The organism is Paraburkholderia fungorum, assembly GCF_003610895.1.
GTDB classification, from domain to species: domain Bacteria; phylum Pseudomonadota; class Gammaproteobacteria; order Burkholderiales; family Burkholderiaceae; genus Paraburkholderia; species Paraburkholderia fungorum_B.
Genome location: NZ_MCAS01000001.1, coordinates 91,475 through 117,371, shown reverse-complemented (window position 1 = coordinate 117,371; position 25,897 = coordinate 91,475). Strand labels below are relative to the sequence as shown.

At 62.8% G+C, this 25,897-nt stretch carries 22 protein-coding genes; 16 read left to right on the top strand and 6 right to left on the bottom strand.

Annotated elements, in window-relative coordinates; genetic code table 11:
- The first annotated feature begins 114 nt into the window (after window positions 1-114).
- Window positions 115-1,518: an MFS transporter gene (locus tag BCY88_RS00455; protein ID WP_120342311.1), complete on the top strand. Its 1,404-nt coding sequence runs from the start codon at window positions 115-117 to the stop codon at window positions 1,516-1,518.
- Between the two features lie 231 nt (window positions 1,519-1,749).
- Window positions 1,750-3,483 carry a gamma-glutamyltransferase gene (gene ggt, locus BCY88_RS00450; RefSeq protein ID WP_120342310.1) on the top strand — a complete coding sequence of 578 codons (1,734 nt, stop codon included), beginning with the start codon at window positions 1,750-1,752 and terminating at the stop codon, window positions 3,481-3,483.
- 172 nt (window positions 3,484-3,655) lie between these two features.
- Here the strand turns inward: ggt and BCY88_RS00445 are convergent, their stop codons facing one another.
- Window positions 3,656-4,702, bottom strand: coding sequence for a S1C family serine protease (locus BCY88_RS00445; protein ID WP_120342309.1), 1,047 nt, complete (start codon window positions 4,700-4,702; stop codon window positions 3,656-3,658).
- Window positions 4,703-4,889: 187 nt separating this feature from the next.
- Between BCY88_RS00445 and BCY88_RS00440 the strand changes: the two genes are divergently transcribed.
- A complete protein-coding gene (locus tag BCY88_RS00440; RefSeq protein ID WP_120342308.1) occupies window positions 4,890-5,309 on the top strand; it encodes a VOC family protein in 420 nt (139 codons plus the stop codon).
- A gap of 192 nt (window positions 5,310-5,501) precedes the next feature.
- Window positions 5,502-6,428: a polyphosphate kinase 2 gene (gene ppk2 / locus BCY88_RS00435; protein ID WP_120342307.1), complete on the top strand. Its 927-nt coding sequence runs from the start codon at window positions 5,502-5,504 to the stop codon at window positions 6,426-6,428.
- 136 nt (window positions 6,429-6,564) lie between these two features.
- Here ppk2 and BCY88_RS00430 read toward each other — a convergent pair whose 3' ends face one another.
- A complete protein-coding gene (locus BCY88_RS00430) occupies window positions 6,565-8,151 on the bottom strand; it encodes an inorganic phosphate transporter (protein ID WP_120342306.1) in 1,587 nt (528 codons plus the stop codon).
- A gap of 424 nt (window positions 8,152-8,575) precedes the next feature.
- Between BCY88_RS00430 and BCY88_RS00425 the strand changes: the two genes are divergently transcribed.
- Together BCY88_RS00425 and BCY88_RS00420 are read left to right on the top strand one after the other, a co-directional pair.
- The gene (locus tag BCY88_RS00425) at window positions 8,576-9,451 is read left to right on the top strand and encodes a CHAD domain-containing protein (RefSeq protein WP_120342305.1); all 876 of its coding nucleotides are present in this window, start codon (window positions 8,576-8,578) and stop codon (window positions 9,449-9,451) included.
- A gap of 113 nt (window positions 9,452-9,564) precedes the next feature.
- Window positions 9,565-11,139 (top strand): diguanylate cyclase, encoded by a 1,575-nt coding sequence (locus tag BCY88_RS00420; RefSeq protein ID WP_120342304.1) that lies wholly within the window; start codon window positions 9,565-9,567, stop codon window positions 11,137-11,139.
- Between the two features lie 59 nt (window positions 11,140-11,198).
- Here BCY88_RS00420 and BCY88_RS00415 read toward each other — a convergent pair whose 3' ends face one another.
- On the bottom strand, window positions 11,199-12,266 hold the full coding sequence (locus BCY88_RS00415; protein ID WP_120342303.1) for a VTT domain-containing protein: 1,068 nt from the start codon (window positions 12,264-12,266) through the stop codon (window positions 11,199-11,201).
- Between the two features lie 261 nt (window positions 12,267-12,527).
- Between BCY88_RS00415 and BCY88_RS00410 the strand changes: the two genes are divergently transcribed.
- Window positions 12,528-13,445 carry a DMT family transporter gene (locus BCY88_RS00410; RefSeq protein ID WP_120342302.1) on the top strand — a complete coding sequence of 306 codons (918 nt, stop codon included), beginning with the start codon at window positions 12,528-12,530 and terminating at the stop codon, window positions 13,443-13,445.
- A 107-nt stretch (window positions 13,446-13,552) separates the two neighbouring features.
- Here the strand turns inward: BCY88_RS00410 and folE are convergent, their stop codons facing one another.
- Both folE and BCY88_RS00400 read right to left on the bottom strand, forming a co-directional pair.
- Window positions 13,553-14,191: a GTP cyclohydrolase I FolE gene (gene folE, locus BCY88_RS00405; protein ID WP_120342301.1), complete on the bottom strand. Its 639-nt coding sequence runs from the start codon at window positions 14,189-14,191 to the stop codon at window positions 13,553-13,555.
- Window positions 14,192-14,314: 123 nt separating this feature from the next.
- Window positions 14,315-15,244 carry a LysR family transcriptional regulator gene (locus BCY88_RS00400; RefSeq protein WP_120342300.1) on the bottom strand — a complete coding sequence of 310 codons (930 nt, stop codon included), beginning with the start codon at window positions 15,242-15,244 and terminating at the stop codon, window positions 14,315-14,317.
- 1,307 nt (window positions 15,245-16,551) lie between these two features.
- On the opposite strand from BCY88_RS00400, the gene BCY88_RS00395 reads away from it, so the two are divergent.
- From BCY88_RS00395 to pcaC, 5 genes are all read left to right on the top strand, one after another.
- Window positions 16,552-17,256, top strand: coding sequence for a 3-oxoacid CoA-transferase subunit A (locus tag BCY88_RS00395; protein WP_120342299.1), 705 nt, complete (start codon window positions 16,552-16,554; stop codon window positions 17,254-17,256).
- Between the two features lie 10 nt (window positions 17,257-17,266).
- A complete protein-coding gene (locus tag BCY88_RS00390) occupies window positions 17,267-17,926 on the top strand; it encodes a 3-oxoacid CoA-transferase subunit B (protein ID WP_120342298.1) in 660 nt (219 codons plus the stop codon).
- Between the two features lie 394 nt (window positions 17,927-18,320).
- Window positions 18,321-19,700 (top strand): 3-carboxy-cis,cis-muconate cycloisomerase, encoded by a 1,380-nt coding sequence (locus tag BCY88_RS00385; RefSeq protein ID WP_120342297.1) that lies wholly within the window; start codon window positions 18,321-18,323, stop codon window positions 19,698-19,700.
- Between the two features lie 5 nt (window positions 19,701-19,705).
- Window positions 19,706-20,497 carry a 3-oxoadipate enol-lactonase gene (gene pcaD, locus BCY88_RS00380; RefSeq protein WP_120342296.1) on the top strand — a complete coding sequence of 264 codons (792 nt, stop codon included), beginning with the start codon at window positions 19,706-19,708 and terminating at the stop codon, window positions 20,495-20,497.
- Entirely contained in the window at window positions 20,494-20,889 is a 396-nt protein-coding gene (gene pcaC, locus BCY88_RS00375; protein ID WP_120342295.1) for a 4-carboxymuconolactone decarboxylase, read from the top strand. The genes pcaD and pcaC overlap by 4 nt, the downstream gene beginning before the upstream one ends.
- 35 nt (window positions 20,890-20,924) lie before the next feature.
- On the opposite strand, the gene BCY88_RS00370 is transcribed toward pcaC, so the two are convergent.
- Window positions 20,925-21,626, bottom strand: coding sequence for a TetR family transcriptional regulator (locus BCY88_RS00370; protein WP_120342294.1), 702 nt, complete (start codon window positions 21,624-21,626; stop codon window positions 20,925-20,927).
- A gap of 415 nt (window positions 21,627-22,041) precedes the next feature.
- Between BCY88_RS00370 and BCY88_RS00365 the strand changes: the two genes are divergently transcribed.
- The 4 genes from BCY88_RS00365 (at window position 22,042) to BCY88_RS00350 (ending at window position 25,883) form a co-directional block, all read left to right on the top strand.
- On the top strand, window positions 22,042-23,646 hold the full coding sequence (locus tag BCY88_RS00365) for a 6-hydroxynicotinate reductase (protein ID WP_120342293.1): 1,605 nt from the start codon (window positions 22,042-22,044) through the stop codon (window positions 23,644-23,646).
- Window positions 23,647-23,686: 40 nt separating this feature from the next.
- A complete protein-coding gene (locus BCY88_RS00360; RefSeq protein WP_120342292.1) occupies window positions 23,687-24,625 on the top strand; it encodes a UPF0280 family protein in 939 nt (312 codons plus the stop codon).
- Entirely contained in the window at window positions 24,601-25,191 is a 591-nt protein-coding gene (locus BCY88_RS00355; protein ID WP_120342291.1) for an amino acid synthesis family protein, read from the top strand. The genes BCY88_RS00360 and BCY88_RS00355 overlap by 25 nt, the downstream gene beginning before the upstream one ends.
- Before the next feature lie 107 nt (window positions 25,192-25,298).
- Window positions 25,299-25,883: an amino acid synthesis family protein gene (locus BCY88_RS00350; protein ID WP_120342290.1), complete on the top strand. Its 585-nt coding sequence runs from the start codon at window positions 25,299-25,301 to the stop codon at window positions 25,881-25,883.
- The last annotated feature ends 14 nt before the right edge of the window (window positions 25,884-25,897 follow it).

Here is a 25,897-nt window from a genome sequence, read left to right as displayed (position 1 = left end):
CGATTAATGTGGGTAGCGCGGTTACGAAAGGGCTTCGTTCAACAACATCTGTTGTCGTTGCGGTGCGATAATTGCCCCTTTACACCGGCGGCCTTGCAACCCGTCGTCATGCCAATGCCTCTCGCTTTAGGCACTTTCATTGTTCCGCTGATCGTCGCATGTGCGATGTTCATGGAAAACATGGACGGCACGGTCATCGTGACGTCGCTGCCAGTTCTGGCACGCGATCTCGGCCAGGACCCCATCACCCTCAAGCTTGCCGTGACGGCCTACGTCATCGGCCTCGGTGTTTTCATTCCCATTTGCGGCTGGGTCGCCGACCGCTTCGGTTCGCGTACGGTGTTTCGCACGGCAATCGGCATCTTCATGGCGGGTTCGCTGATGTGCGCGGCGTCCACGTCGCTTGGTACCTTCGTGGTTGCGCGCTTCGTGCAAGGCGTCGGCGGCGCGATGATGGTGCCGGTGGGGCGCATCATTATTTTCCGCTCGGTACCCAAGTCGGACTTCATCCGCGCGGTCAACTATCTGACGGTACCGGCGCTGCTCGGGCCGGTAGTGGGCCCGCCGCTCGGTGGCTTCATTACGACGTATCTGCACTGGCGCCTGATTTTCTTCATCAACATTCCGATTGGCCTGCTGGGCATCTGGCTCGCGAACAAGCACATTGCCAACGTGCGCGAAGCGCATCCCGGCCGGCTCGACTGGACCGGGTTCGTGTTGTCCGCGAGCGGGGCGTCGCTGTTCATGCTGGGGCTCTCGCTGGTCGGCGGCGAACTGGTGTCGAACACGGTATCGGTCGGCATGTGCGCGATCGGCGTGGTGCTTCTGGTGATTTACGTGCTGTACGCGAACCGCGTCGAGCTGCCGGTGCTAGATCTGCGGCTGTTGCGTATTCCGAGTTTTCACGCCAGCGTGGTGGGCGGCTCGCTGTTTCGCATCGGTCTCGGCGCGGTGCCCTTTCTGTTGCCGCTTGCGTTGCAGGAAGGCCTCGGCATGACCGCGTTCAAGTCGGGGTCGATCACCTGTGCGTCCGCGTTCGGCTCGATCTTCATGAAGGCGGCCGCGTCGCGCATTCTCGGCCGCTTCGGTTTTCGCACGGTGCTGATGTTCAATGCCGGCTGCGCGGGTCTCGCCATTGCCGTCTACGGGCTGTTCTTTCCTGGCACGCCGCATTGGCTGATCTGGTGTGTGGTGCTGTTCGGCGGCTTCTTCCCGTCGTTGCAGTTCACCTCGTTGAATACCTTGGCGTACGCGGATATTCCGAGCCGCGACGTCGGCCGCGCGACAAGTGTGGCGAGCGTGATCCAGCAGATTTCCCTGGGACTCGGTGTGACGATTGCCGGCATCGTGCTGCAAATCTCGCATAACGTGCAGGGACATTCGAGCATCGTGTTCTCTGACTTCTGGCCCGCGTTCATCGTGGTCGGCCTCTTCTCGTTCCTGTCGATTCCGGTGACCGCGCGTTTGCCGCAAGGTGCCGGCGATGAAATCGCGCGCGGCAGCAGAGGGTCCGCCTGAGTGACCAGTTCGCGCCGCACTGCGACTTGTGGTGCGGCGCATTAACTGCGTTCAAGGCCGATTCGAACAGAGTTACCCATGGCAATTGTCGTCATCCTGTAGCGCGGTTTTTGTGTGCTGCAGCATGCACCATGTTCGTGCAACGGCTTCGCAAACGATTGCTCCGCGTGTTATAAGCCCAAGACAGCTTGTGTTTTCGTCAGATGAAGAAGCCGTCATGGAGGAGAGCTAATGAAGTTGTTGCACAATGCCAAATCGTCCGTTAGCGGGCTCGCGCTGGTCGCGCTCGTATCCGTTTCAAGCAGTTTTCTCGAAGCCACACCGGCCTTTGCCAAAGCGCCCGAAAAAGCGCAGCCGGCAATTCTCACGGCTTCCGCGATTGCGGTCGCCGACAAGTACAGCGCCGACGCCGCGGAACAGATCTTCAAGGAAGGCGGCAACGCCGTCGACGCGGCAGTCGCGATTGCCTTCACGCTTGCCGTGACGTATCCGGAAGCGGGCAACATCGGCGGCGGCGGTTTCATGACGCTGTATGTCGACGGCAAGCCGTACTTCCTCGACTATCGCGAACGCGCGCCACTCGCCGCGACGAAGAACATGTACCTCGACGACAAGGGCGAGGTCATCAAGAACATGAGCCTGTTCGGCTATCGCGCGGTAGGCGTGCCGGGCACCGTCGACGGCATGTGGCAAGCGCAGCGCCGCTTCGGCAAGCTCAAATGGAAGCAGGTGCTCGCGCCGGCCATTCACTACGCACGCGACGGCTTCATAGTCAGCGAGCAATTGCAGCAACGCCGTGACGACGCGGCGAAAGACTTTGCCGGCAAGACCAACTTCGACACCTACTTCGGGAATCTGAAGCAGGGCGTCAACTTCAAGCAACCGGATCTCGCCGCGGTGCTGCAGCGCATTTCGGATCAGGGCGCGAAAGACTTCTACTCGGGCAAGACGGCTGATCTGATCGCGGCGTCCATGCGCGGCCACGGTCTGATTACGAAGGCCGATCTGCAGCAGTACAAGGCGGTGTGGCGACAGCCCGTCCAGGCCGACTGGAACGGCTATCACGTGATTACCGCGCCGCCCCCGAGCTCGGGCGGTATCGGTCTTGTGCAGTTGCTGAAGATGAAGGCCGACATTGCGCCCGACTTCAAGGACGTCACGCTCAATTCCGCGCAATATGTCCACCTGATCGCGGAAATCGAGAAACGCGTGTTCGCCGATCGTGCGCAGTATCTCGGCGATCCGGACTTTTACAAGGTGCCGGTCGCGCAACTGACCGACGACGCGTACATCGCGAAGCGTGCCGCGGAAGTGAACCCCACTACGCCGTCTGATACGAAGAGCATCCAGCCGGGGCTCGGCACCTCGATGCCGGAGAAAGCGGAAACCACGCACTTCTCGGTGATCGACAAGTGGGGCAATGCCGTGTCGAACACGTACACCATCAACGGCTACTTCGGCTCGGGCGTAGTGGCGGATCGCACGGGTATCGTGCTGAACGACGAGATGGATGACTTCTCCGCGAAGCCGGGCGTCGCGAACCAGTTTGGCGTGGTGGGCAGCGACGCGAATTCGATCGATCCAAAAAAGCGCCCGCTGTCGTCGATGACGCCGACGATTCTGACCAAGGACGGCAAGGTATCGCTCGTCATCGGCACGCCGGGTGGCTCGCGCATCTTCACGTCGATCTTCCAGGTGATCAACAACATTTACGACTTCAACATGCCGTTGCAGGACGCGGTGGCTGCGATGCGTTTCCATCACCAACTGTTGCCGCCGAACACGATCTTCTGGGAGCCGTACAAGCCGATCGACGGCGAGCTCGCCAAGCAGATCGAAGCCAAGGGCTACAAGCTGGAGGGGCAGGATTTCAGCGGCGACATTCAGGCGATCAAGGTGAATGGAAATACGCCGGAAGCCGCAAGCGATCCGCGTGGCCGTGGTGTTGCACGGGTGATCCAGTGAACGGTTGAGTCAAATCGGTTGAGTCAGATCGGTTGAGTGCATCTGCGCGGCGCATCTTTACTGATGCGCCGCATGCAGAAAAAAAGCCTCATGCTCGTTTGAGTGTGAGGCTTTTTTATTCGCGAGACGAACGGCGCGTGAAGTTTGATTGAGCCGCTGTACAAGCGCCTGGTCAGCTTGTCTGTTCGACCGGCGTCAAGGTCAATTCGAGCCGTTGCGCGCCGCGCAACACCGTCACGTTGACGGGTTTGTCGATACGCGAGGCGTCGAGCGTGCGTTGCAGTCCATCGACGTCTTGCACCGCAAGCGCATCGATTGCGACGATCGTGTCGTCGGTGCGCAGACCACCGAGCGCGGCGGGGCTGCCTTTGACGATTTCCATGACGTGCACGCCGCTCTCCGAGTTCAGGCTGAAATAGCGCTGCACGCGGCGCGACAGCGGCCGCGTGGTGCCAGCCACGCCGATGTACGCGCGCCGCACGCGGCCGTGCGTGAAGATCTGCATGATTACCCACTTGGCCGTATCGATCGCGGTGGCGAAACAGATCGCCTGTGCGCCGGGAATGATCGCGGTGTTCACGCCGATCACCTGGCCCGCCGAATTGATCAATGGGCCGCCCGAATTGCCGGGATTGAGCGCGGCATCCGTCTGGATCACGTCGTAGATCATACGGCCCGAGTTCGAGCGTAACGAGCGGCCAAGCGCCGAGACCACGCCGGTCGTTACGGTTTGCGCGAGGCCGAGCGGATTGCCCACCGCGATCGCGATCTGGCCGACCCGCAGCTTCGACGATTCGCCGAGTTCGACATGCGGCAACGGTTCCGGCGAACCGATGCGCAGGACGGCCAGATCGCTGCCGGGATCGTCGCCGACCAGGTCGGCGTCGAATTTCGCGCCATCGGCGAGCGTCACAGTGATATGCGTGGCGCCATGCACGACGTGGCTGTTGGTGAGCAGATAGCCGTCGGGCGTGAACAGAAAACCCGAGCCGGTGCCGCCGCGCGTGCCGCGGCGATCGTGCCCGGCGGGCGCGCCGGGCAGCCGGCGTTCGACGGAAATGAAGGCGACTGCCTGCTGAACGCGTTCCAGCGCGCCGACTACGGTGCGGGAATAGGCGTCGAGCAGGGCGTCGTCGGTTAAAACGGTGAGGGGATCGGGCCCGGGGGCGTCGGATGCGGCGCGCGACAGGTCATCGATGAAGCGTGGACGGCTTCCCATGGCGATGCTCCGGATAAACGGGAATCCAGATGCAGGGCGGTGGAAGGGTTTTCAAGTGCGGGCGCGGCGGGGGGCGAGGCCGGGGCCGGCGGCGGAATACGTTCCTGGGTCGGGCCACGCCGGCGCCCATGCCCGAACCCCATGCACGCCCGTCCGGCGTTACCATGCCAACAAGGAGGTAGCCGCCATGAACTCGCCTACCACGTCAGCCGCGGCCTCGTCAGGTGTGCGGACAGATCCGGCGGAGCCGGCTCCACGCATCGAGTCGCTCAGCGCCATCACGCTCGCCACTCACGATATGCCGCGCGCGGTGCTGTTTTACCAAGCGCTTGGCTTTCCGATCAAATTCGGCGGTTCGCACGAAGCGTTCACGTCATTCGCATTTGGCGGTTCGTATCTGAACCTGATTGTCGACACGCGCGCGCCGGTCCGCTGGTGGGGCCGCGTGATCGTCTATGTGTCGGATGTCGACGCGCTCTACCGGAAGGCACTCGCGGCGGGTTTGAAACCGTCGCTCGAACCGTCCGATGCGCCGTGGGGCGAGCGCTATTTTCACATTACCGATCCTGACGGGCACGAACTCAGCTTCGCGAAGCCATTGCGTTAGCACTGGGCGGCCGCGCAAAACTCGCTATGATGGCTTACCAGAAGGCGCGCAGGCCGCAGGTGAAGCGCGCGCCGCAGGATTTCTGGCCGCCGCGCTGGTAACACGGCTGACACCTCGCGCTTCGATAATCGAACCCGTTCGCGACGCGTATGCGCCGCGCGCCTAATCATTTCCGTTGCCAGGAGAGTCCTAATGAAAGAGCTGGATCCGAGACCCGAGGCCGAAGTCATGGCAGAACGGCAACGCCGTTTCGAGGAAGATCTCATCGACGCGTACGACGAAGAGCTCGAAATGGAGGTCGACGACCGTATCATCGACGGTGCGGACGGTTTCACGCCCGAGCACCGCGAGGCGCGCAAAATGTATTTCCGCGAGCTGTTCCGCCTGCAGGGCGAGCTCGTCAAACTGCAGGACTGGATTGTCCAGACTGGCCATCGCCTGGTGGTGATTTTTGAGGGGCGCGACGCAGCCGGCAAGGGCGGCGCGATCAAGCGCATCACGCAGCGGCTCAATCCGCGCGTGTGCCGCGTGGCGGCGCTGCCGGCGCCGAACAACCGCGAACGCACGCAGTGGTATTTCCAGCGTTACGTGTCGCATCTGCCGGCCGGCGGCGAAATGGTGCTGTTCGATCGCAGCTGGTACAACCGGGCGGGCGTCGAACGTGTGATGAATTTCTGCACCGACGACGAGTATGAAGAGTTTTTCCGCTCGGTGCCGGAATTCGAAAAGATGCTGGCACGCAGCGGCGTGCAGATTCTCAAGTACTGGTTTTCGATTACCGACGAAGAGCAGGAAATCCGCTTTCAGAACCGTATCCACGACCCGCTGAAGCAGTGGAAACTCAGTCCGATGGATCTGGAAAGCCGGCGCCGTTGGGAAGCGTATACGCAGGCGAAGGAAGTCATGCTGCAGCGCTCGCACATTCCCGAAGCGCCGTGGTGGGTCGTGCAGGCGGTCGACAAGAAACGCGCGCGCCTGAACTGCATTCACCATCTGCTGAGCCAGGTGCCGTACCACGAGATCGAACACCCGACAGTCGAATTGCCGGCGCGGGTCTATCACGACGAATACAGCCGCCAGCCGGTGCCGCCGTCGATGATCGTGCCCGAGGTGTATTGATCGAGCTCGGTGTTCCGGGTTTCGGCCCGGTGGAATGAAAAAAGCGCGGCGTGGAGCCGCGCTTTTTTTGTCTTCACAGTGGCCGGCCTTGCGGCCGGCTATAGCGGTTCCGGCGCTTTCAGCCGTTTCAGCCGTTTCAGAATACCATCCGGAACACCCAGTACAGGCCGCCTGCCAGCGCGATCGAAACCGGCAGCGTGAGCACCCAGGCGAGGATCAGGCTGCGCACGGTGCCCCATTGCAAGCCGGAACCGTTGGCCGCCATCGTGCCGGCTACACCTGAGGACAGCACGTGCGTGGTCGAGACCGGCAAGCCGTACATGTCGGCTGCACCGATGGTCAGCATCGCCACCACTTCAGCCGAGGCGCCCTGTCCGTAGGTCAGATGCTGCTTGCCGATTTTCTCGCCGACCGTGACCACAATGCGTTTCCAGCCGACCATCGTACCGAGGCCCAGTGCGATGGCGACCGCAACCTTGACCCATGTCGGAATGAACTTGGTGGCGTGATCGGTTTGCGCCTTGAAGTTGTCGATCGCTTTGGCGTCGTCCGGGGCGAAGGCCGGCTGTTTGCTCTTGTCCATCAGGCGAATCGCTTCGGACGCAACATACATATTGTTGCGCACGTTATCGACGATGTTTTGCGGCACGGCTGCCATCGATCCGGATGCGCCGACCTGCTGGCCGATCAGCGTGGTGAGTTGCTGCAAGGCCGGCACGGTGGCGGGCGTCAACTGGCGGCTGCGTACGTACGCTTCAACTTCGGCGCGTGGATTGGCGGACGGTGCCACGCCCTGCGTGTATTTGCCAAGTACGGTCGACGCGTGTTGCGCCACCGCGATGAAGGTCTGCGTTTCCGCCGGCGTGACCGCCTTGTTCAGCGCGTACGCCGTCGGCACCGTGCCGATCAGGATCAGCATGATGAGACCCATGCCTTTCTGCCCGTCGTTCGAACCGTGTGCGAACGAAACGCCCGTACAGGTCAGAATCAGCAGGCTGCGGATCCAGAACGGCGGCGGCTTCTTGCCCTTCGGCTCCGCATACAGCGCGGGAATGCGTACCACGGCCTTGAGGATCAGCAGCAGCAAGGCGGACGCGAGAAAGCCGACCAGCGGCGAAAACAGCAACGACTTGCCCACGCCGAGCGCCTGATTCCAGTCCACGCCGCTCGTGCCGTTCGCGCCGTGCATCAGCTGATTCATCAGACCTACGCCGATGATCGAGCCGATCAGCGTATGCGAACTCGACGACGGCAGTCCGAAATACCAGGTGCCCAGATTCCAGATGATCGCGGCGATCAGCAGGGCGAAGACCATCGCGAAACCCGCACTGCTGCCCACTTGCAGAATCAGCTCGACGGGCAGGAGTTGCAGAACACCGAACGCAACCGCGCCCGTTGAGGTCAGCACACCGAGGAAATTCCAGGTGCCGGACCAGATCACCGCAAAGTTCGGTGCGAGCGAATGTGTGTAGATCACGGTGGCGACCGCGTTGGCCGTGTCATGGAAGCCGTTGACGAATTCGAAGCCGAGTGCGATCAGGAGCGCAACGCCGAGCAGGAAATAGGGCAGGGCGGAGCCTTCGCGAACCGGTTGTAGATCGGTTGCCAGGTGCATGGCGCAATAAATGGCGCCAATCGCAATCACGACCAGGAAGACGATCAGGCCTATATTGCGCCCTTTCCCACTGGCGGCGCCCGGTTGCGGGTACGAAAGTTCCGGCATGGCATAAGCCCCAAAAAGTTATCGCGGAACTGCCGATCCTGCGGTGCCTGTGTGACGTAATGATGACAATGGCGTGACAACTATGCGGGACGGGCGTTTGCGGGAAGTGCGTGGAGATTGGCGCTACGGGATCGGCTGCCACTTGCGCGGCGTTCAGTAATGATAAGTGGTCCGAAAAAAACTAGACGCGAAACACATTCGCGCCACGGAATGGGCTGACAGGTTCAACTGCTGCAAGGGTCGCATGGGACTCGTATGGCATTGCATGATCCGGTGGCCGTGGCGACGTGCGGCGGATTGCATCCCATGCATGGTGCATTTTCCCGGGTCATCCTCGTGCAGTTTAGGCGACGCGCCGGCCGATATCCACTGGGACCTTTTTTTGCTAGGCTGACATAAATGGACCTTCGAAGGATGTCCGGTGATGCAAGCTAGTCGCAAGGTCGACAAACAGGCTGCGCATGGCAAGCCGGCCGAAGCAGTGCCTTCGGCGCAGGCGGCATTTGCTTCGTACGCGGCGCCCCTTGTCGATGCGGCGATTGAACAAGCCCATGAGGTGCATGAAGACACCTCACCCGAAGCGCTCCACAAACTGCGCGTATCGCTGCGGCGGTTGCGCTCGTTGTGGTGGGCGTTCGAGCCCCTGCTGGACAAAGGCGAAAATACGCGCCAGCGGGCGCTATATAAGTATCTGGCTACGGCGGCCGGCAAGACGCGGGATTGGGACATTCTCATCGAGCTGATTGCCGAGGGTGCCGGGGGTGAGCGCGTTGCGCACGAGCTGGCGCCGAAGCTCGAGGAGGCGCGCGGCGGCGCGCTGGAGACAAGCCGTGAAACGCTTTCGAACGCGGACGTCAAACGTCTGTTGCAAGACGCGCTGACCAGCGCCAGTAAGGAATTGAACACGGCTCACGAACGCGTACCGTTGCAAACATTCGTCGATCAGCGCGTGGCCGCTTCTGAGCGTTCGCTGAAAAAGCGCATCAAGCGGGCGTCTCGCGCGAAGCGCTCGAATTACGCCTCGTTTCACGAGGTCAGGAAGGCGGGAAAAAAGGTGCGCTATCTGCTCGAGTTTTTCGAGCCGGTTCTGAGCGGCAACCATAAAGCAGTCCTGAAGCGGTTAAAGCAGATTCAGAAGCGTTTCGGTACGCTAAACGATATCGTCACGAGCGAGATGCTGCTGCGCGATAACCTGGGTTTGCTGGCCGGATCCGGCGACACCGATGCCGCGCTCGATTGGTTCAGGAAAGAGCGCAAACGCCGGATGCGCGCCGCGGCGGGACTGCTGCGCAAACTGTAGTCAGGCGTAAAGGGCGGCCGCACGCTTGGGCGAAGCGGCGCGAATAACCCGATTGGCTGTACGTCCGTATCTGATGCGTCAGGCGGACGCTTTGCGAAGGAGGCGATGCGCACGTGGCACATCAAACGCTTTCGCTGCGCCGACGGTTGCGATTCATGACGCGCGCCGGTGGTGCAGATGTGGCGCGCTACGTCGGCAACCACCCGTTTTTCGCGGGCGTGGCGGGCACTCTGGTCGCCGTGGCGATGGCCGGTTTGACGTTGCTGACGCTCAGCAGCGGCCGTGCCGACGCGCTCGATCATGCGCGCGAAACGGCACAAAACCTCGTCTCGATCATTTCCACCGATCTCGAGCGAAATGTCGAGATCTACGATTTGTCGCTGGACGCGATGGTGGACGGGGCACGCGATCCTGCCACATGGGCGCTGCCGCCCGGCTTGCGGCGCGCCGTGCTATTCGACCGCGCCACCACCGCGGGCTACCTCGGCGGCGCCTATGTGCTCGGTCCGGACGGTCGGGTGATCGCCTCGCAGAACGACGAGATCGACGCCTCGGTGAATCTGGGCGACCGTGACTACTTCGTGGTGCATCAACGCAGTCCTGCTGTCGGGCTGTATTTATCCCATCCGTATCGCTCACGGCTGCGCGACGGCAAACTCTCGATCGGTCTCACACGGCGCATCAACGAAGCCGATGGGCGGTTTGGCGGCGTTGCGCTTCTGGCGATTCGCATCGAGTACTTTCAGCATCTGCTGGATCGGATCAATACTGGAGAACTGGGTTCTGTGTTCATCGTGATGGACGACGGCACCTTGCTTGCGCGCAAGCCGTTTTCTTCGCACGATATCGGCTCGAGCATCGCGAGGTCGCCGACTTTTCAGGTAATGGCCGCCCATAGTTCGGGCTCGTATATCGCGAACTCGGCAGTGGATGGCGTGCGCCGGATGTTCACCTATGCACGCGTGCCGGGCACACCGCTGATTGCGGCCGTGGCACCTTCCGTGGATGAGGTGCTCGCGCCATGGCGCCGCCGCAGCACGATTGCCGGCGTGTTGACGCTCGCCTTCGGCGCGGTATTCGTCATGGTCTCGTGGCTGCTCGCTTTCGCCTTGCGCGACAAGTCGCGCGCGCAGGCGGCGCTGATGCGTCTGGCCGCCACTGACCCGCTTACCGGACTCAGTAATCGCCGCGTGCTCGACAAGCGCCTCGACGAAGAATGGCGACGCGCGCGGCGCTCCGGGCAATCGCTATCGGCGCTGTTCATCGACATCGATCATTTCAAGCATTTCAACGACGTGTACGGTCACGCGAGCGGCGACGAGGCGTTGACCGCCGTGGCCGAATGCATCTCCGCCACGGTGCTGCGCCCGGTGGATCTGGTGGCGCGATACGGCGGCGAGGAGTTTGCCGTTATCTTGCCGGATACAAACGCCGAAGGCGCGCTGAACGTCGCCGAGCTAATTCGCAGCAAGGTGCAGAGTCTGCGCGTCGTGCATCGCGCTGGTGAGGCGGTCGCTGTCACGGTGAGCATCGGTTGCGCGACCTGTGTGCCGGCGGACGGTGCGAATGCGCTCGATCTGCTGGCCGCTGCCGACCGGCAGTTGTATGCCGCCAAGGCAGCAGGGCGCAACCGGGTCAACTCGGCCATATCGGCGGGGCGGCCGGTGGCGCAGGGTTCGCCGCCATGAACCCCGGCTTGCGATGGCAACGCCTCACATGTGACGGCGCTTGAGCGCCGGGCTGGTGATCATTCAGGGACTTCGCACGCGCTTTTGCCGCGCCGTGGCGCGAACCCGCGCAGCGTCACCGTGCCGCCTGCCTCACCGCGTCGTGCCGGCGCGCGTTTGCCGGTGGTCGATTCATTCGCCGCCACCGGTGGTTCGACGGGAAATCCGCGCCTTTGCCAGGCATCGAGGCCGCCCCTCAGGGCGCGAATCCGCGTGTAGCCGCTCAGGCGCATGCGTTGCGTGATCTCGACAGCGGTCGCGCTATCCGGGCAAATGCAGTAAATCACCATGTCATAAGCGAGCAGCGCGGCGTCGATCTGTTCAGGCGAGCGCGGGTCGAGCGCCAGCACGCCGGGAAGAGGGCGCAGCGCATTATCTGCCACTGGGGCGGGACGGGCATCCAGGATCTTGCGCGGCATGATGCGGCGCCATCCGGCGGCGGTTGCCGCTGCTTGCGAGGCGGGCGCGGAGGCGGAGGCTCTGAGACGGCGCCGCTCGCGGCGCCGCTGGTGCAGGCGGTACAGCAGATAGAGCAATGCCGCGGCCAGCAGGACGTCGATCACGGTGCCGCCGCGCGCTCTGACGAAGGCGAGCAGCATATGCAACTGCCGTTCCGCCGCGGCGCCGCCCAGCAGCCAGAAGGTGGCCCACGCCAGAGCGCCGATGAGGTCCCACATCGCGTAGATGCGGCTGTCCACGGCGGTCGTGCCCATGAGCGGCGGGGTGATGAGTCCGAGTCCGGGGACGAACTTCGAGATCGACACGAGCGGCACGCCGAAGCGCTCGAATAGCGAGCGGGCCGTCTCGAGCCTCGAGTCGACCGCCGGGGAGATCCGGCTCAAGGCGGCGATCAACTTGCGTCCATAGATACGGCCAGCGGCGAACCACGTGCCGTCGCCGATGAGCGCGCCGAGTACGGCGGCCACGAGGATCGGCCAGAACGACAGCGTGCCGGCGGCAATCGCGGAGCCCGCGAAGAGCAGCACGGGGACCGCCGGGATTGGCAGCCCGAGGCGTGTCAACAGCACGTTGAGAAAGACGACTGCGCCGCCCCAGGTTGAAACCGCCGCCGACGGAAACGCTACCAATTGCGGAACTCCTGTTGTTTGCGGTCGACTCGCCGCTGTGACGGGATTCTATTTTGATCAGGATACTCGATGGGCGTTGCTGGAACGCCGTTGTTGCCACCTGACTGTAAGCCGGATTCATGCCTGACCGGAGCCAGTATTTTGTCAAGCTGACGGCCCGCGCTGGGGCGCCGGCAGATGCGTTCTCTGCAATTTCGTTCAAGACCACAGGTGTTGGCCGCCCCTAATCTGCCTGTTCGTTCACAGGAACAGGACCGCAACATGAATTCACGGTATCTCGGCTATGTGTATTGCGCGCTGGCGATGATCGGGGTCGGCAGCACCGTTGTCGTCAGCAAATCGATCGCCGGCGGGCTGCCGCCGTTCAGCGCGACCGCGTTGCGTTTTGCCATCGCTTTTCCCCTGTTTGTGCTGGTGATGCGCTGGCGTGGTGTGCGCTGGCCCCGTCTCGACCGGCACGATACGGCGCTCGTGATTGCCCAGGCGGGAGCGGGCAGTGTCGGTTATACGGTGTTGCTCATCAGCGGGATGAAGCTCGCCTCGGCCGCCGATGCCGGCGTGATTGCGGGCACCCTGCCTGCCGTGTCCGGCGTGGTGGCCATGCTCGCGCTGGGTGAGCGCCCCGCGCCCGCCTTGCTCGGTGCGATCGTGCTTGCGACCCTGGGCGTGCTGGCGTGTACCGTGCATATCGACGATTTCACCGCGCCGCATGCGGCCCGTTCGCTGGCCGGTAACGCGCTGGTGTTTGCGGCGATTGTCTGCGAGGCGCTCTTCATTCTGCTCAACCGCAAGTTGCGCACACCGGTCGCGCCGCTGCCGCTGTCGGCGTTGATGTGCGGCATCGGCTTCGCGGTGGCGATCGTACCGGCGTGCTTCGAGCGGCCCTGGAGCGTGCCATTCAGTGCGGATGCGCTAAGCGGTGTGCTGTACTACGCACTTGTGCCGACCGTGGCCGGCTTCGTTCTCTGGTATGCGGGTGCGGCGCGCATCAGCGGCGCCGAAGCCGGACTCATGACCGCACTTGTGCCGGTGAGCGCGGTGGCATTGGCCGCTGCCGTGCTGCGGGAACCGGTCAGCACGGCGCAACTTGCGGGTGTCGCGTGTGTGCTGGGCGCAGTCTTGCTGGCCACCTTCGGCCAGATGCGTACTGCGCGCCGTACTGCTCGCGGCACGGCCTGAAGAGGCGGTGGAGCGGCGGCCTGAGCCGCGGGGACGGCGCGGTGCGGAAAGGTGCGAACTGGGGGGCCAACGCCGCAGCCTGCTGTGCGGCGCGACCGGATCGCAATTCAGGTGTTGGCGACGGCCACCACCCCGGGATTGCCCACGATCGACAAAAACTCGCGACGCGTCGACGGATCGGTACGGAACGTGCCCAGCATGCGCGAGGTGACCATCGTGACACCGGCCTTGTGCACGCCCCGCGTGGACATGCATTGATGCGCGGCTTCGAGAATCACGCCGACGCCCGCGGGCTGCAGCACTTCGTTCAACGTATCGGCGATCTGCACGGTCATCTTTTCCTGGATCTGCAGACGTTTGGCGAAGGCATCGACAAGGCGTGCGAGCTTGGAAATGCCGACCACCCGATGCTCGGGAAGATACGCAACATGTGCCCGCCCGATGATCGGCACCATGTGGTGTTCGCAATAGCTTTCGAAGCGGATATCTTTCAGCACGATCATTTCGTCGTAGCCGTCCACTTCGGAGAAGGTGCGGGCGAGGATCTCGCGCGGATCGACCTGATAACCCGCGTAGAACTCCTCATAGGAGCGCACTACGCGCGATGGCGTATCGATCAGACCTTCGCGCTCGGGATTGTCGCCGGCCCAACGCAGCAGCACGCGTACGGCTGCTTCAGCCTCTTCGCGGCTGGGACGCTCCACAGCGGCCGTGGATTTGGTTTTCTTTGCTTTGCTGCTGGCCATCCGTCGTTCCTCCGGGGCGCGCGTCGACGCTAAACGCAGCGCGCGGGTTCAATGAGTAGCGGCCATTGTTCCATGTTTTACGCCGTATCGTGTCGATGTCCCTTCCGCTGACGGGGCGTGGGCTTACTTTGGCCACTCGTCCATATCGTCGTTGAAGAGCTCGGCGACGATGCCGCGCAGCCAGCTTCCGCGCGGATCGTTATGGAACTTGCGATGCCAATGCTGGCGCAGATCGAAGCGTGGCAACGGCAGCGGCGGCTCGACCAGCGTGATCGACGCGTGCTCCGACACGTACGCGAAGCCGATGGCGTGCGGCACGGTCGCAAGCAGATCGGTGCGCGCGAGGATGAACGGCAGACTCATGAAGTGCGGCGTTTCGAGTACCGCGCGGCGTTTGATCCGTTTCTTTTCCAGGTAGTGCTCGAGGACTTCCTGGCTGCGACCTTCGGCACGCACTACGGCGTGGCCCGACGCCACGTATTGCGGCAGCGTGAGCGGCGCCTTTGAAAGGGGATGCCCCGTGCGCATCAGACAGATGAATCGATGGGTGAAAAGCCGTTGCTGGAAGAAGTTGTTGCCTGACAGATCGGGAAAATAGCCTACCGCCAGATCGACGTCGCCCGATTCGAGTCCGCGTTCCACGTGCGAGGGCGGGAGCGAGACGGAGCGCAGATTCGCATGCGGCGCGCGTTCGGCGAAGAGTTGCAGCAGCCGCGGCAGAAAGACGATTTCGCCGACGTCGGAGAGGGCAATGGAGAAGGTGTGGGTGCTTGTGGCCGGATCGAAGTCCTGCACGTCGAGCATGCCTTTCTCGATCCGCAGAAGCGCGTCACGGGCGGCGGGGAGAATGGCGAGCGCGCGCGGGGTGGGTTCCATGCCCTTGGAGGTTCTGACGAAGAGCGGATCGTCGAAGTATTCCCGCAGGCGGCCTAGCGCGGTGCTGACGCGGGGTTGGCTGACGCCGAGCTGGTCCGCTGCGCGGCTGACATTGCGGGTGTCCTCCATCGCTACCAGGTAGGGGATCAGGTTTAGATCCAGGTTTGTGTCGGGCATGCTGGTTTTTTGCCTGCGGCGCTTTTTGGGGGGGTATTGGGAATCTGGATAGAGGGTAGTTTAATAATCTTGGTTTTGGATAGTGGTTTTTTTGCCTGCTCGGCGGTTTTTTGTTTGTGTTCTTTGGGTGTTGGGCTTTCTTTGGTTTGGCTTCTTCTTTGGCCTTTCCTTGTTTTCTTAGTGGTCTATTAGCGTTGCCCCTGTGCGGGGCGGCACCTACTTTTCTTTGCCTGCCGCAAAGAAAAGATAGGCAAAAGAAAGCGGCTTAAACCGCCAGCTCATAAGCGGGTCCCCCGCACAGTTGCGGTAGTGGTGCATCTGGAATCTGTGTTCTCGCACATTCGGCGTGAGTGACAAGGGCGTCATACCTCCGGCGGCGCTGCGCGCGCCGAACGGTTCTTCATAAAACCGCCTGCTACGCGTTTGCTCCCGACGCTTATCGAGTTCCCAGGCTCGTCGTTCATCACGGCCGCTGGCATAGCTGCGGCCGTGTAGTGAAGGCGCGGTAGCGCCATTTCAAGCACTCGCTCCCACGGTTTGCTGAGTTCTCCGATTCGTCGCTGCATGCCGCAGCGGTCACAACTGCGGCTGCACAGTGAATGAAGCGCATCGCCACTCATTGAAGGGGGTAGCTAATTGAAGGGGTAGCTAATGAGGCGGGGGCGCGTCGCCGAGGCGAAGCCGATGGCCCCCGCGACGCGAAACGACCCCCCGGTTTCCCATGCAGACCCATCCGCGACGCACGCAGTGCGGAGTGGGAGCGGATGAGTCCTTTGTCGCGAGCGCGGAGTGTGCGAGAACACAGATTCCAGATGCACCACTACCGTGGCTGCGCGGGGGACCCGCTTATGAGCTGGCGGTTTGAGCCGCTTTCTTTTGCCTATCTTTTCTTTGCGGCAGGCAAAGAAAAGTAGGTGCCGCCCCGCACAGGGGCAACACTAATAAACCACTAACAAAACAAGGAAAGGCCAAAACCATAAAACCACAACCAAAGCGCCGCGCAGGCAATCAGCCCCAAAAAAAACCAAACTCACCCCTGCCACGCAGGCAAAAACCCCCAATCCTTACGGGGAATCCCCCGCCTTGACAACCTGCCCAAAGGGCAACCATAATTGCCAGAACGTTCGCTAATCGAATCCATGTTCACATATAGAACAAAATTCGACAGCAAACAAACCAAAGGCGCCAGCCCGCACCACCTACCAGCGAGCCATCGCCAGCCCAGGCCCGGAGACCGTCCCGTACAAGCCCCTGCCTGCCAAGGCAAAAAGCCCACCGGTACGCAGCGCCCCCAAAGGAAATTCGACATGATCAACAAAATTTTCGAGTCACTTCAATCGGCGGTTGCCGATGTCCACGACGGCGCGACCGTCATGATCGGCGGCTTCGGCACGGCCGGTATGCCGTCCGAACTGATCGATGCGCTTATCGAACAGGGCGCGCGCGAACTCACCATCGTCAACAACAACGCCGGCAACGGCGATATCGGCCTCGCGGCGCTGCTCAAAGCCAAACGGGTGCGCAAGATCATCTGCTCGTTCCCGCGTCAAACCGATTCGTATGTGTTCGACGCGCTCTATCGCGCCGGCGAAATCGAACTCGAACTGGTGCCGCAAGGCAACCTCGCGGAACGCATTCGCGCAGCAGGCGCGGGCATCGGCGGGTTCTTCACGCCCACCGGCTATGGCACCAAACTCGCCGAAGGCAAGGAAACCCGTCTGATCGACGGCAAGCATTACGTGCTGGAGTGGCCGCTCCATGCCGACTTCGCGCTGATCAAGGCGTTCAAAGGCGACCGCTGGGGCAATCTGGTGTATCGCAAGACCGCGCGCAACTTCGGCCCGATCATGGCGAGCGCAGCAAAAACAGCCATCGTGCAGGTGTCGAAAGTGGTGCCGCTCGGTGAGCTCGATCCGGAAAACATCATCACGCCGGGCATCTTCGTGCAACGCGTCATCGAAGTGCCGCAAGCCGTGCATCAAGCCGAGCTTGCATCCGCGACCGCCGCCTGAGGAGACCGACATGAAAAAACTGACCCGCGATGAAATGGCCAAGCGCGTTGCCCAGGATATTCCTGAAGGCGCTTTCGTCAACCTCGGCATCGGCGTGCCCACGCTGGTGGCCAACCATCTCGCCGCCGACAAGGAAATCTTCCTGCACAGCGAAAACGGCCTGCTCGGCATGGGCCCGGCACCCGCAAAGGGCGAGGAAGACGACGAACTGATCAATGCCGGCAAGCAGCACGTCACGCTGCTCACGGGCGGTGCCTACTTCCATCACGCGGACTCGTTCGCGATGATGCGCGGCGGCCATCTGGATTTCTGCGTGCTCGGCGCGTTTCAGGTGTCGGCAAAAGGCGATCTGGCGAACTGGCACACCGGCGCGCCCGACGCGATTCCGGCAGTAGGCGGCGCCATGGACCTCGCCATCGGCGCGAAGCAGGTCTACGTGATGATGGAACATTTGACCAAGCAGGGCGAAAGCAAGATCGCGGCACAATGCTCGTATCCGGTCACGGGTGTGAATTGCGTCGACCGCATCTATACGGACCTGGCGATGATCGACGTCACCGATAAGGGTCTTGTCGTGCGGGAGATCTTCTCGGATATCGACTTCGACGCGCTGCACAAACTGACCGGCGTACCGTTGATCGACGGCACGCAAGCAACTCGCGCGGCCTGAGCATCGCTGCACAAGGCAGGCGTGCAGACGCCGGCCTTGTGCAGAGAAGCCGGAACGCTGGCGAGGCAGCGAACGCGCTCGCTCCCTGCGCCGTCCACCGGAACGCGTATGGAGCACGCTTGCCGCACATGGCACATGGCACATGGCACGTGCCACGACAGTACAACGGCACAACGGCACGCCGGCACGACACATAGGCGCAGCACATACGCCCATACGCCAGATACGGCAGCGATGCGTATCCACTCCGCCGTCGTGGTGATGTTTGGCGCCCAATGCGCCGCAACGCCGTGTGCGGTACGCTCTCGATAGATAGCGAGCCGGGACACGCCGCACCAGGTGTCCAGGCAGCTCCGGCGAAACCTTTACTTTCGACTCCCTCATCGACGCCATCATGCTCGACTCCAGCGCCCGTCTCACCGGCCTTCTTTGCGGCACGCAGCCGATGAACGACATCTGGGCGCCGCGTGCCACGCTGCAACGGATGCTTGACGTCGAAGCCGCGCTCGCGCGCGCATCGGCTGCGCACAACGTGATTCCGCACCGCGCCGTGGCCGCAATCGAGGGCGCCTGTCAGGCCGATCAACTCGACGCCGACGCGCTGGCGCGCGACGCGGCGCTCGGTGGCAATCTCGCGATTCCCCTCGTCAAACAACTCACCGCGCGTGTCAAAGCGGTGGATGCGGAAGCGTCCAAGTATGTCCATTGGGGCGCGACGAGTCAGGACATCATCGATACGGCGACGGTGCTGCAATTGCGCGACACCTTCGATTTACTCGACAACGGCTTGCAAGCCACCTGCGATGCGTTGGCGAAACTCGCGGCTACCCATCGCGCGACGCCGATGATCGGCCGCACCTGGTTGCAGCAGGCGCTGCCCATCACGCTCGGCCTGAAATTCGCGCAGTGGCTCGACGCGCTGCTGCGTCATCGTGAGCGGCTCGATGCATTGCGTGCGCGCGTGCTGGTGCTGCAATTCGGTGGCGCGGCCGGCACGCTGGCGAGTCTGCGCGACGCGGCGCCGCTTGTGACGCAATCGCTGGCTCAGGAACTCAAACTTGCGGTGCCCACCTTGCCATGGCACACGCAACGCGATCGCATCGCCGAAACCGCATCGCTGTTCGGCATGCTGATCGGCACGCTCGGCAAAATCGCGCGCGATATTTCCCTGCAGATGCAAACCGAAATCGACGAACTGGCCGAGCCCGCCGCAGCGGGCAAGGGCGGTTCGTCGACCATGCCGCACAAGCGCAACCCGGTCGGCTGCGCCGCGGTGCTGACGGCCGCGACGCGCGCCCCGGGCCTGGTGGCTACGGTATTCGCCGGCATGGTGCAGGAGCATGAGCGCGCGCTCGGCGGCTGGCAAGCCGAATGGGACGCGCTGCCGGACCTCGCGCGCCTCGCCGGCGGCGCGCTCGCCAACATCGAACAGATTGCTGCGGGACTCAACGTGAATGTGCCGCGTCTCGCCGTCAATCTCAACGTCACGCACGGGTTGATCCTCGGCGAAGCGGTGATGCTCGCGCTCGGCGACAGCATCGGCCGGCTCGAGGCGCATCATCTGGTCGAGCGGGCCTCGAAAGCGGCGATCGCCGAACACAAGACGCTTTTCGACGTGCTCGCGGCGGACCCCGCCGTGACCGAACATCTCTCGATCGAACGCCTGCAGCAACTGCTCGATCCCGCCCAATACGTCGGCCAGGCCCACGCTTACGTGGACGCCGCGCTGGCACTTCATCACACGCGCGCCAAACGCGCCACTTCCAGGGAGTAACCGGCATGCCTTACGCCGCAGTCAACGGTACCGAGCTGCACTATCGAATCGACGGTGACCGCCACGGCAACGCGCCGTGGATCGTGTTGTCGAATTCACTCGGCAGCGATCTGTCGATGTGGACGCCGCAGGTCGCGGCGCTGTCCAGACACTTCCGCGTGCTGCGCTACGACACGCGCGGTCATGGTCATTCGGAAGCGCCGAAGGGGCCGTACACGATCGAACAATTAGCCGGCGACGTGCTCGGTCTGATGGACACGCTGAAAATCACACGCGCGAATTTCTGCGGCGTGTCGATGGGCGGTCTCACCGGCGTCGCCCTGGCCGCGCGTCACGCGAACCGTCTCGAGCGCGTCGTGCTGTGCAACACGGCGGCGCGCATCGGGTCGCCGGAAGTGTGGGTGCCGCGCGCCGCGCGGGCCCGCACGGAAGGCATGCTCGCGCTGGCCGACGCGGTCTTGCCGCGCTGGTTCACCGCCGAGTACATCGAACGCGAACCGGTGGTGCTGGCCATGATCCGCGACGTGTTCGTTCACACCGACAAGGAAGGCTACGCATCGAATTGCGAGGCCATCGACGCCACCGATCTGCGCCCCGAGGTCCCCGGCATCAAGGTGCCCGCGCTGGTGATCAGCGGCACGCACGATCTGGCCGCCACGCCGGCCCAGGGCCGTGAACTGGCGCAAGCGCTTCCGGGCGCGCGTTATGTCGAACTGGACGCCGCGCACATTTCCAACATCGAGAAGGCCGAGATCTTCACGAAGACCGTGCTCGACTTCCTGACGGAGCAGAAATGAACGACGAAGACCGCTACGAAGCCGGACTCGGCGTGCGTCGCGCGGTGCTGGGCAGCGCGCACGTAGACCGCTCGCTTGCGAATCGCACGGAGTTGACGGAGGAGTTCCAGAATCTGATCACCCGCTACGCATGGGGCGAAATCTGGACGCGCGAAGGTTTGCCGCGGCACACGCGCAGCCTGCTGACCATCGCGATGATGGTCGCGCTCAATCGCAGCGAAGAGCTCGCATTGCATCTGCGCGCCGCGAAAAACAACGGCGTGACGCGTGAGCAGATCAAGGAAGTCCTGTTGCAAACCGCGATCTATTGCGGCGTGCCGGCAGCCAACTCGGCCTTCCACCTGGCCGATAAACTGTTCCGCGAAGACGACGCCGCAGCGGCGAAGCCTTAATGGCAGCCTGAAGCGTACGTCAGACGAAACGCGCTTCAGGCAATCCTGCTCTCTTTTTTCACCGCGGTGTCGGCCGGCAACTGCAGGCGCACCGCGCGCAACACCGTGTCCTTGATGACCTCGTGCCAATGCGCGAGGGCGGCCTTGTCCATCAGCGGTTCACCGAGAAACGCACCCAGCGTGTATTGATTGGCGTTATAGAAATAGCCGAGCGACGCGATCATCAGGTACACATCACGCGCTTTGACGTCGTCACGAAAGACGTTTTGCGCCTTGCCCGCGTCCAGCAACTTCTGCACGACCGAAATCGCGTAGCCGGAAATCTCCTTCAGCTTCGACGATTTCTTCGCGTGCTTGCCCTGGTGCAGATTCTCGCTCGACAGCAGCGTGACGAACTCGGGATGATCCAGGTAGTACTGCCAGACGAATTCGACCATCTGTTCGAGGCCATGCACGGGATCGTCCAGATCGAGATCGAGCCTGCTTTCGGCTTCGTTGAACTGCGTGTAGATCGTCTCCAGGACCTCGACAAACAACTGCTCCTTGCTGCCGAAGTAGTAATAGATCATCCGGTCGTGCGAACGCGCGGCCTTCGAAATACTTTCAACCCGGCCGCTTGCAAAGCCTTGCTTGGCAAAGACCTTGATGGCCGCTTTGAGTATCTTGGCGCGGGTGTCTTGCGCCTGTTTCGCTCGGATGCCGATAGCGCCCGGCTTACGGGCAGCAGTGGGACTCATGGCGGTCTCGGATCTCTTTGTTAGCGTCGGGTTGAACGGCATGTGCCGCAACCGCTAAGTCAATCACAGTCACACGCAGTCACACTCAGGTACGCTCGAACACGGCGCGTCTTCATCATACAGCCCAGATCAGGCGTGACGAAATGCCCGGCACGATCACGTGCTTCGGCGTAGATTTGAAGCGCGATTCGTATGGCTATGCCGCGTCGCAGCATTCGGGCCTTCACCGGGAAACTCGTTGCGCAGTCTATTTTGATCGAGTAGATTTCATGCAAGTTTGGTGTAGCAGATACTACACGAACGGTGAGTGACCGCAACATGGAAAAAATGCGGATCACGCGAAAGTCCCTTTGAACAGGGGCGATTCGTCAGCCGGGCAGGATCGATTGTAATGTCGTCGTATGGGAACCCCACCATGACAGAACATACGAAGGTCGATTTCGGTGCGGAGCGCGTCGACGGCGAAACCGCCTCGACACCAGGTCCGACCGTGCTCGAGAAAGCGATGCCGCGCAGCGAGCGCATGGCGTCGAACAAGATCGAATGCAATGCATGTCCGGTGTTGTGCCAGATATCGGCAGGCCGCACGGGCGCGTGCGATCGTTATGCGAATGCGGACGGGCGGCTGATTCGTGTCGACCCCGTGGTGTTTCTGTCGCGCGTCCCTCTGCCCGAGGCGAGCGCGAGCAGCGCACAGGCCACGGTCGAATTTGGTGCATCGTCTGAAGTACACGATCTGGCTGCGCAACAGGGGCTGTTCGTTACCGGCGTTGGCGCATCGTCCACGTATCCCGACTACAAGCCCGCGCCTTTCATTGTTGCCTCGAAGCTCGACGACGTCGACATGGTGACGGTCGTTACCGAGGGCATTTTCAGCTACTGCAGTTTCAAGGTGAAGATCGATACCGACCGCTTTCTTGGGCCGGAGCAATCGAACGTGCGCTGTCACGGCGAGATCGTCGGCCATGTGACCACGGCCGAATACGGCTCGCAGATGCTGAGCCTCGGCGGCGTTCATCACCTGACCGGCGGCAGCAAGAAAGAAGGCCGTGTCACGTGCGACATGATGCTCGCGCTCGGCAACAAGGAAGCGGTGGAGTTGACCATCGACGGCGGGGCGAGTCTCGCGATCCGGGCAGGCGCGGCGCCGATTGTCGACGGCGTGGAAGAGCAGCGCATGCGGGTGGGCTGCGGGTCTGCCACCATTGGTATCTTCGCCAAGCAGTGGTTCGGTCACGCCGACGAAGTGGTGGTGGTCGACGATCACATCACCGGCGTGCTGACTGAACACCAGGCGGGCCGCTGCCTCGGCATGACGCGCTCAGGTCTGAAGATTCGCGGACGCAAATCGACGCCGGGCCGCTATTTCCAGGTCGCCAATCCTGGCACGGGTTGGGGCGGCACCGACATTCAGGACCCGCTCGCCATTGTCGAAGGTTTCGATCCTGCCGTGGCGAAGCCGGGTATGCGCTTACTGATGGTGTCCACCACCGGCGAACACGCGCAGTGGTATGAGCTCGATCAGAACCTCGTGCCGCGTATCGCGGCCATGCCGGACGCCGTGCGCCGCACGGTCGAACGGATCGGCGAGAACTGCGAGCCCTCACTTGCGACGGTGCTGTTTCTCGGCGGCGCGGGCGGCAGCTTGCGAGCGGGCGCAACGGAAAATCCGGTCCTGCTCACGCGCGCCATCAAACAGAAACGGGTCAACGTCACCTGTGGCGGAGCGCCCGCCTATGTATGGCCGGGCGGCGGCATCACCGTGATGGTGGATGTTTCGCGCATGCCGGACCGATCGTTTGGCACCGTACCGACGCCCGCGATCGTCGCGCCGATCGAATTCACCATGACGTACGACGCGTATCGCGATCTCGGCGGCCATCTCGACGCGGTGCGTTCGTTGGCAAGCGTCCTGGCGAACGGGCCGGATCATACGGAAGGGGCGCCGCTCGCGCGCAGAACGCTGGCGCGCAATCCGGACAATCCGTGGCCACCTGCCATGCCGCCGACGCTCGGCTAACTGCCACTCCATGACCGGTACGACAAACCCGACGAACCCCATGAACGCAACTCGCACCCAGCTCGACGCGGCCCGCTGGCATTGGCAGCATGGGCCGATCGATCTGATCCTCAGCGCGGACGGCGAGCCCTCGGCGGTGCAAGCCGCGTATGAGGTCTGCTGGGCGCGCTTTGTCGAGTTGTTGCCTGAACTGGTCGGCGAGTTGACGCTGCTGCGGCAGCCTGTACCGAGCCATGTGTCGCCAGCTGACTGCGCGCTGAAGGGACCCGTTGCGCGCCGCATGTGGAACGCGTGCCACCCTCACCGTGCGCGTTACATCACGCCGATGGCGGCCGTTGCCGGCAGCGTCGCGGATGAGCTGATCACGGCGTTCGCGCGCGAAGGCATAGCGCGAGCCTTCATCAACAACGGCGGCGACATCGCCCTCCATATGACTGAAGGGCAACAGTACCGCGTGGGCGTGTTCGCCGATCTGGCGGCGTTCTCCGGTGCGCGGCTCTCGGACGATCTGGCTTTGGACGCCAACCTGACGCTTGGGGCCGCCTTGCCGATTCGCGGCATCGCGACCAGCGGCTGGCGCGGGCGCAGCTTCAGCCTTGGTATCGCCGACAGCGTGACGGTGCTCGCCCGCAACGCCGCCACCGCCGACGCTGCCGCGACGATAATCGCTAACGCGGTCAATCTCGACCATGCGCGCATCGCGCGCCGGCCGGCCTCCTCTTTGAAGGACGACAGCGATCTGGGCGACATGCTCGTGACGGTCGACGTGCCCTCCTTGCCCCAACCGTTGATCGATTTCGCGCTGGCCCGTGGTGTCGATACGGCGCGGCGGTTGCTGGAACAAGGTTTGATCGAAGGCGCCGCGCTGTTCCTGCAAGGACGGGCGCGTGTGGCGGGTACGCATTACCAGGGCGCGTTGTTCGGGAATCGCGCTGAAATGACAATGGAGGCTCCGTGTTCGAAATACGCCGCGTGCTGACGCACGTCGAAGACATTTTTCACGAGTTCGGCCCCGCACCCGCAGAGCCGCTGCGGCGCGGCGCGATTGCCGCGGTGATGACGAATCCGTTCGCCGGCCGCTACGAAGCCAGAATCGAACACGCCATGGAAGCGCTCAAGCCGATCGGCTTCGACATGGCGCAACGGCTGCTGGCGGCGATGGCGGTGCCGCATGCGTCGATTGAAAGCTACGGTAAGGGTGCAATCGTCGGCTCGCGTGGCGAACTCGAGCATGGCGCGCTGTGGCATGTGCCCGGCGGCTATGCGATGCGTGAATTGCTCGAGAAAAATGGCGTACCGACCAACGCCATCGTGCCGTCGACCAAGAAAGTCGGCGCGCCGTCCACCGCGCTCGACGTGCCGCTGACGCATGTCAACGCGAGCTACGTGCGCAGTCATTTCGATGCAATCGAAGTGCGGGTGCCCGGCGCCCCTGCCGCGGACGAACTGGTGTATATCCTCGTGATGAGCACGGGCCAGCGCGTGCATGCGCGGGTCGGCGGGCTTGCGAAGGAGGCGATTGTGGGCAAGGACGGCTTGCGCTGAGCGGCGCTTGATCCATCCAAGGTGGTGAGACATCAAGTTGACGCAATGCGCTCGTGCAATGAGCCGATGCAGTCAGGCAGAACACGCATCGAAACCCGGAGAATGAAATGGCAATCAAGCTTCGCAAGCTGATCGTGCAGGTCGATGAAACACGCATTGAAATGGGGCAGACTATCGATCCGCCGGCCCGCCGCGCGGTCGCGATCGCGGTGATCGATAATCCCTACGCGGGCCGTTATGAGGCGAAGCTCGACGCGCTGATCGAAGCGGGCGAGGAACTGGGGGCGCTGCTTGGCAACAAATGCGTCGACGCGCTGGGCATTAAACCGGGCGAGGCGCAAAGCTATGGCAAGGCCGCGATTGTCGGCGAAGCGGGCGAACTCGAGCATGCGGCGGCGATCCTGCATCCCAAACTCGGTGCGCCGCTGCGAGCCGCCGTCGAAAAGGGCGCGGCGCTCGTGCCGTCGGCGAAGAAAATGGGTACGCTCGGCACGGCGATCGACGTGCCGCTCGGCCACAAGGACGCCGCCTTCGTGCGCAGTCATTTCGACGCGATCGAGGCGCGGGTCTCGGACGCGCCACGCGCCAACGAGATCGTCGTGGCCGTCGCCGTGACGGCCTCGGGCCGGCCGCTGCCGCGCATCGGCGGCCTGCAGGTAAGTGAGATCAAGGGCGAAGACGGTTTGCGCTGAGTTTTTTCAAGGGT

What these genes read in the sequence shown, in the direction of transcription:
- BCY88_RS00425 (WP_120342305.1), top strand. Translation starts at nt 8,576, where the DNA reads ATGCAAGCTAGTCGCAAGGTCGACAAACAGGCTGCGCATGGCAAGCCG.
- ggt (WP_120342310.1), top strand. Translation starts at nt 1,750, where the DNA reads ATGAAGTTGTTGCACAATGCCAAATCGTCCGTTAGCGGGCTCGCGCTG.
- pcaC (WP_120342295.1), top strand. Translation starts at nt 20,494, where the DNA reads ATGAACGACGAAGACCGCTACGAAGCCGGACTCGGCGTGCGTCGCGCG.
- pcaD (WP_120342296.1), top strand. Translation starts at nt 19,706, where the DNA reads ATGCCTTACGCCGCAGTCAACGGTACCGAGCTGCACTATCGAATCGAC.
- BCY88_RS00400 (WP_120342300.1), bottom strand. Translation starts at nt 15,244, where the DNA reads ATGCCCGACACAAACCTGGATCTAAACCTGATCCCCTACCTGGTAGCG.
- BCY88_RS00370 (WP_120342294.1), bottom strand. Translation starts at nt 21,626, where the DNA reads ATGAGTCCCACTGCTGCCCGTAAGCCGGGCGCTATCGGCATCCGAGCG.
- BCY88_RS00430 (WP_120342306.1), bottom strand. Translation starts at nt 8,151, where the DNA reads ATGCCGGAACTTTCGTACCCGCAACCGGGCGCCGCCAGTGGGAAAGGG.
- BCY88_RS00390 (WP_120342298.1), top strand. Translation starts at nt 17,267, where the DNA reads ATGAAAAAACTGACCCGCGATGAAATGGCCAAGCGCGTTGCCCAGGAT.
- BCY88_RS00395 (WP_120342299.1), top strand. Translation starts at nt 16,552, where the DNA reads ATGATCAACAAAATTTTCGAGTCACTTCAATCGGCGGTTGCCGATGTC.
- BCY88_RS00445 (WP_120342309.1), bottom strand. Translation starts at nt 4,702, where the DNA reads ATGGGAAGCCGTCCACGCTTCATCGATGACCTGTCGCGCGCCGCATCC.
- BCY88_RS00350 (WP_120342290.1), top strand. Translation starts at nt 25,299, where the DNA reads ATGGCAATCAAGCTTCGCAAGCTGATCGTGCAGGTCGATGAAACACGC.
- BCY88_RS00360 (WP_120342292.1), top strand. Translation starts at nt 23,687, where the DNA reads ATGAACGCAACTCGCACCCAGCTCGACGCGGCCCGCTGGCATTGGCAG.
- BCY88_RS00455 (WP_120342311.1), top strand. Translation starts at nt 115, where the DNA reads ATGCCTCTCGCTTTAGGCACTTTCATTGTTCCGCTGATCGTCGCATGT.
- folE (WP_120342301.1), bottom strand. Translation starts at nt 14,191, where the DNA reads ATGGCCAGCAGCAAAGCAAAGAAAACCAAATCCACGGCCGCTGTGGAG.
- BCY88_RS00385 (WP_120342297.1), top strand. Translation starts at nt 18,321, where the DNA reads ATGCTCGACTCCAGCGCCCGTCTCACCGGCCTTCTTTGCGGCACGCAG.
- BCY88_RS00440 (WP_120342308.1), top strand. Translation starts at nt 4,890, where the DNA reads ATGAACTCGCCTACCACGTCAGCCGCGGCCTCGTCAGGTGTGCGGACA.
- BCY88_RS00410 (WP_120342302.1), top strand. Translation starts at nt 12,528, where the DNA reads ATGAATTCACGGTATCTCGGCTATGTGTATTGCGCGCTGGCGATGATC.
- BCY88_RS00365 (WP_120342293.1), top strand. Translation starts at nt 22,042, where the DNA reads ATGACAGAACATACGAAGGTCGATTTCGGTGCGGAGCGCGTCGACGGC.
- ppk2 (WP_120342307.1), top strand. Translation starts at nt 5,502, where the DNA reads ATGAAAGAGCTGGATCCGAGACCCGAGGCCGAAGTCATGGCAGAACGG.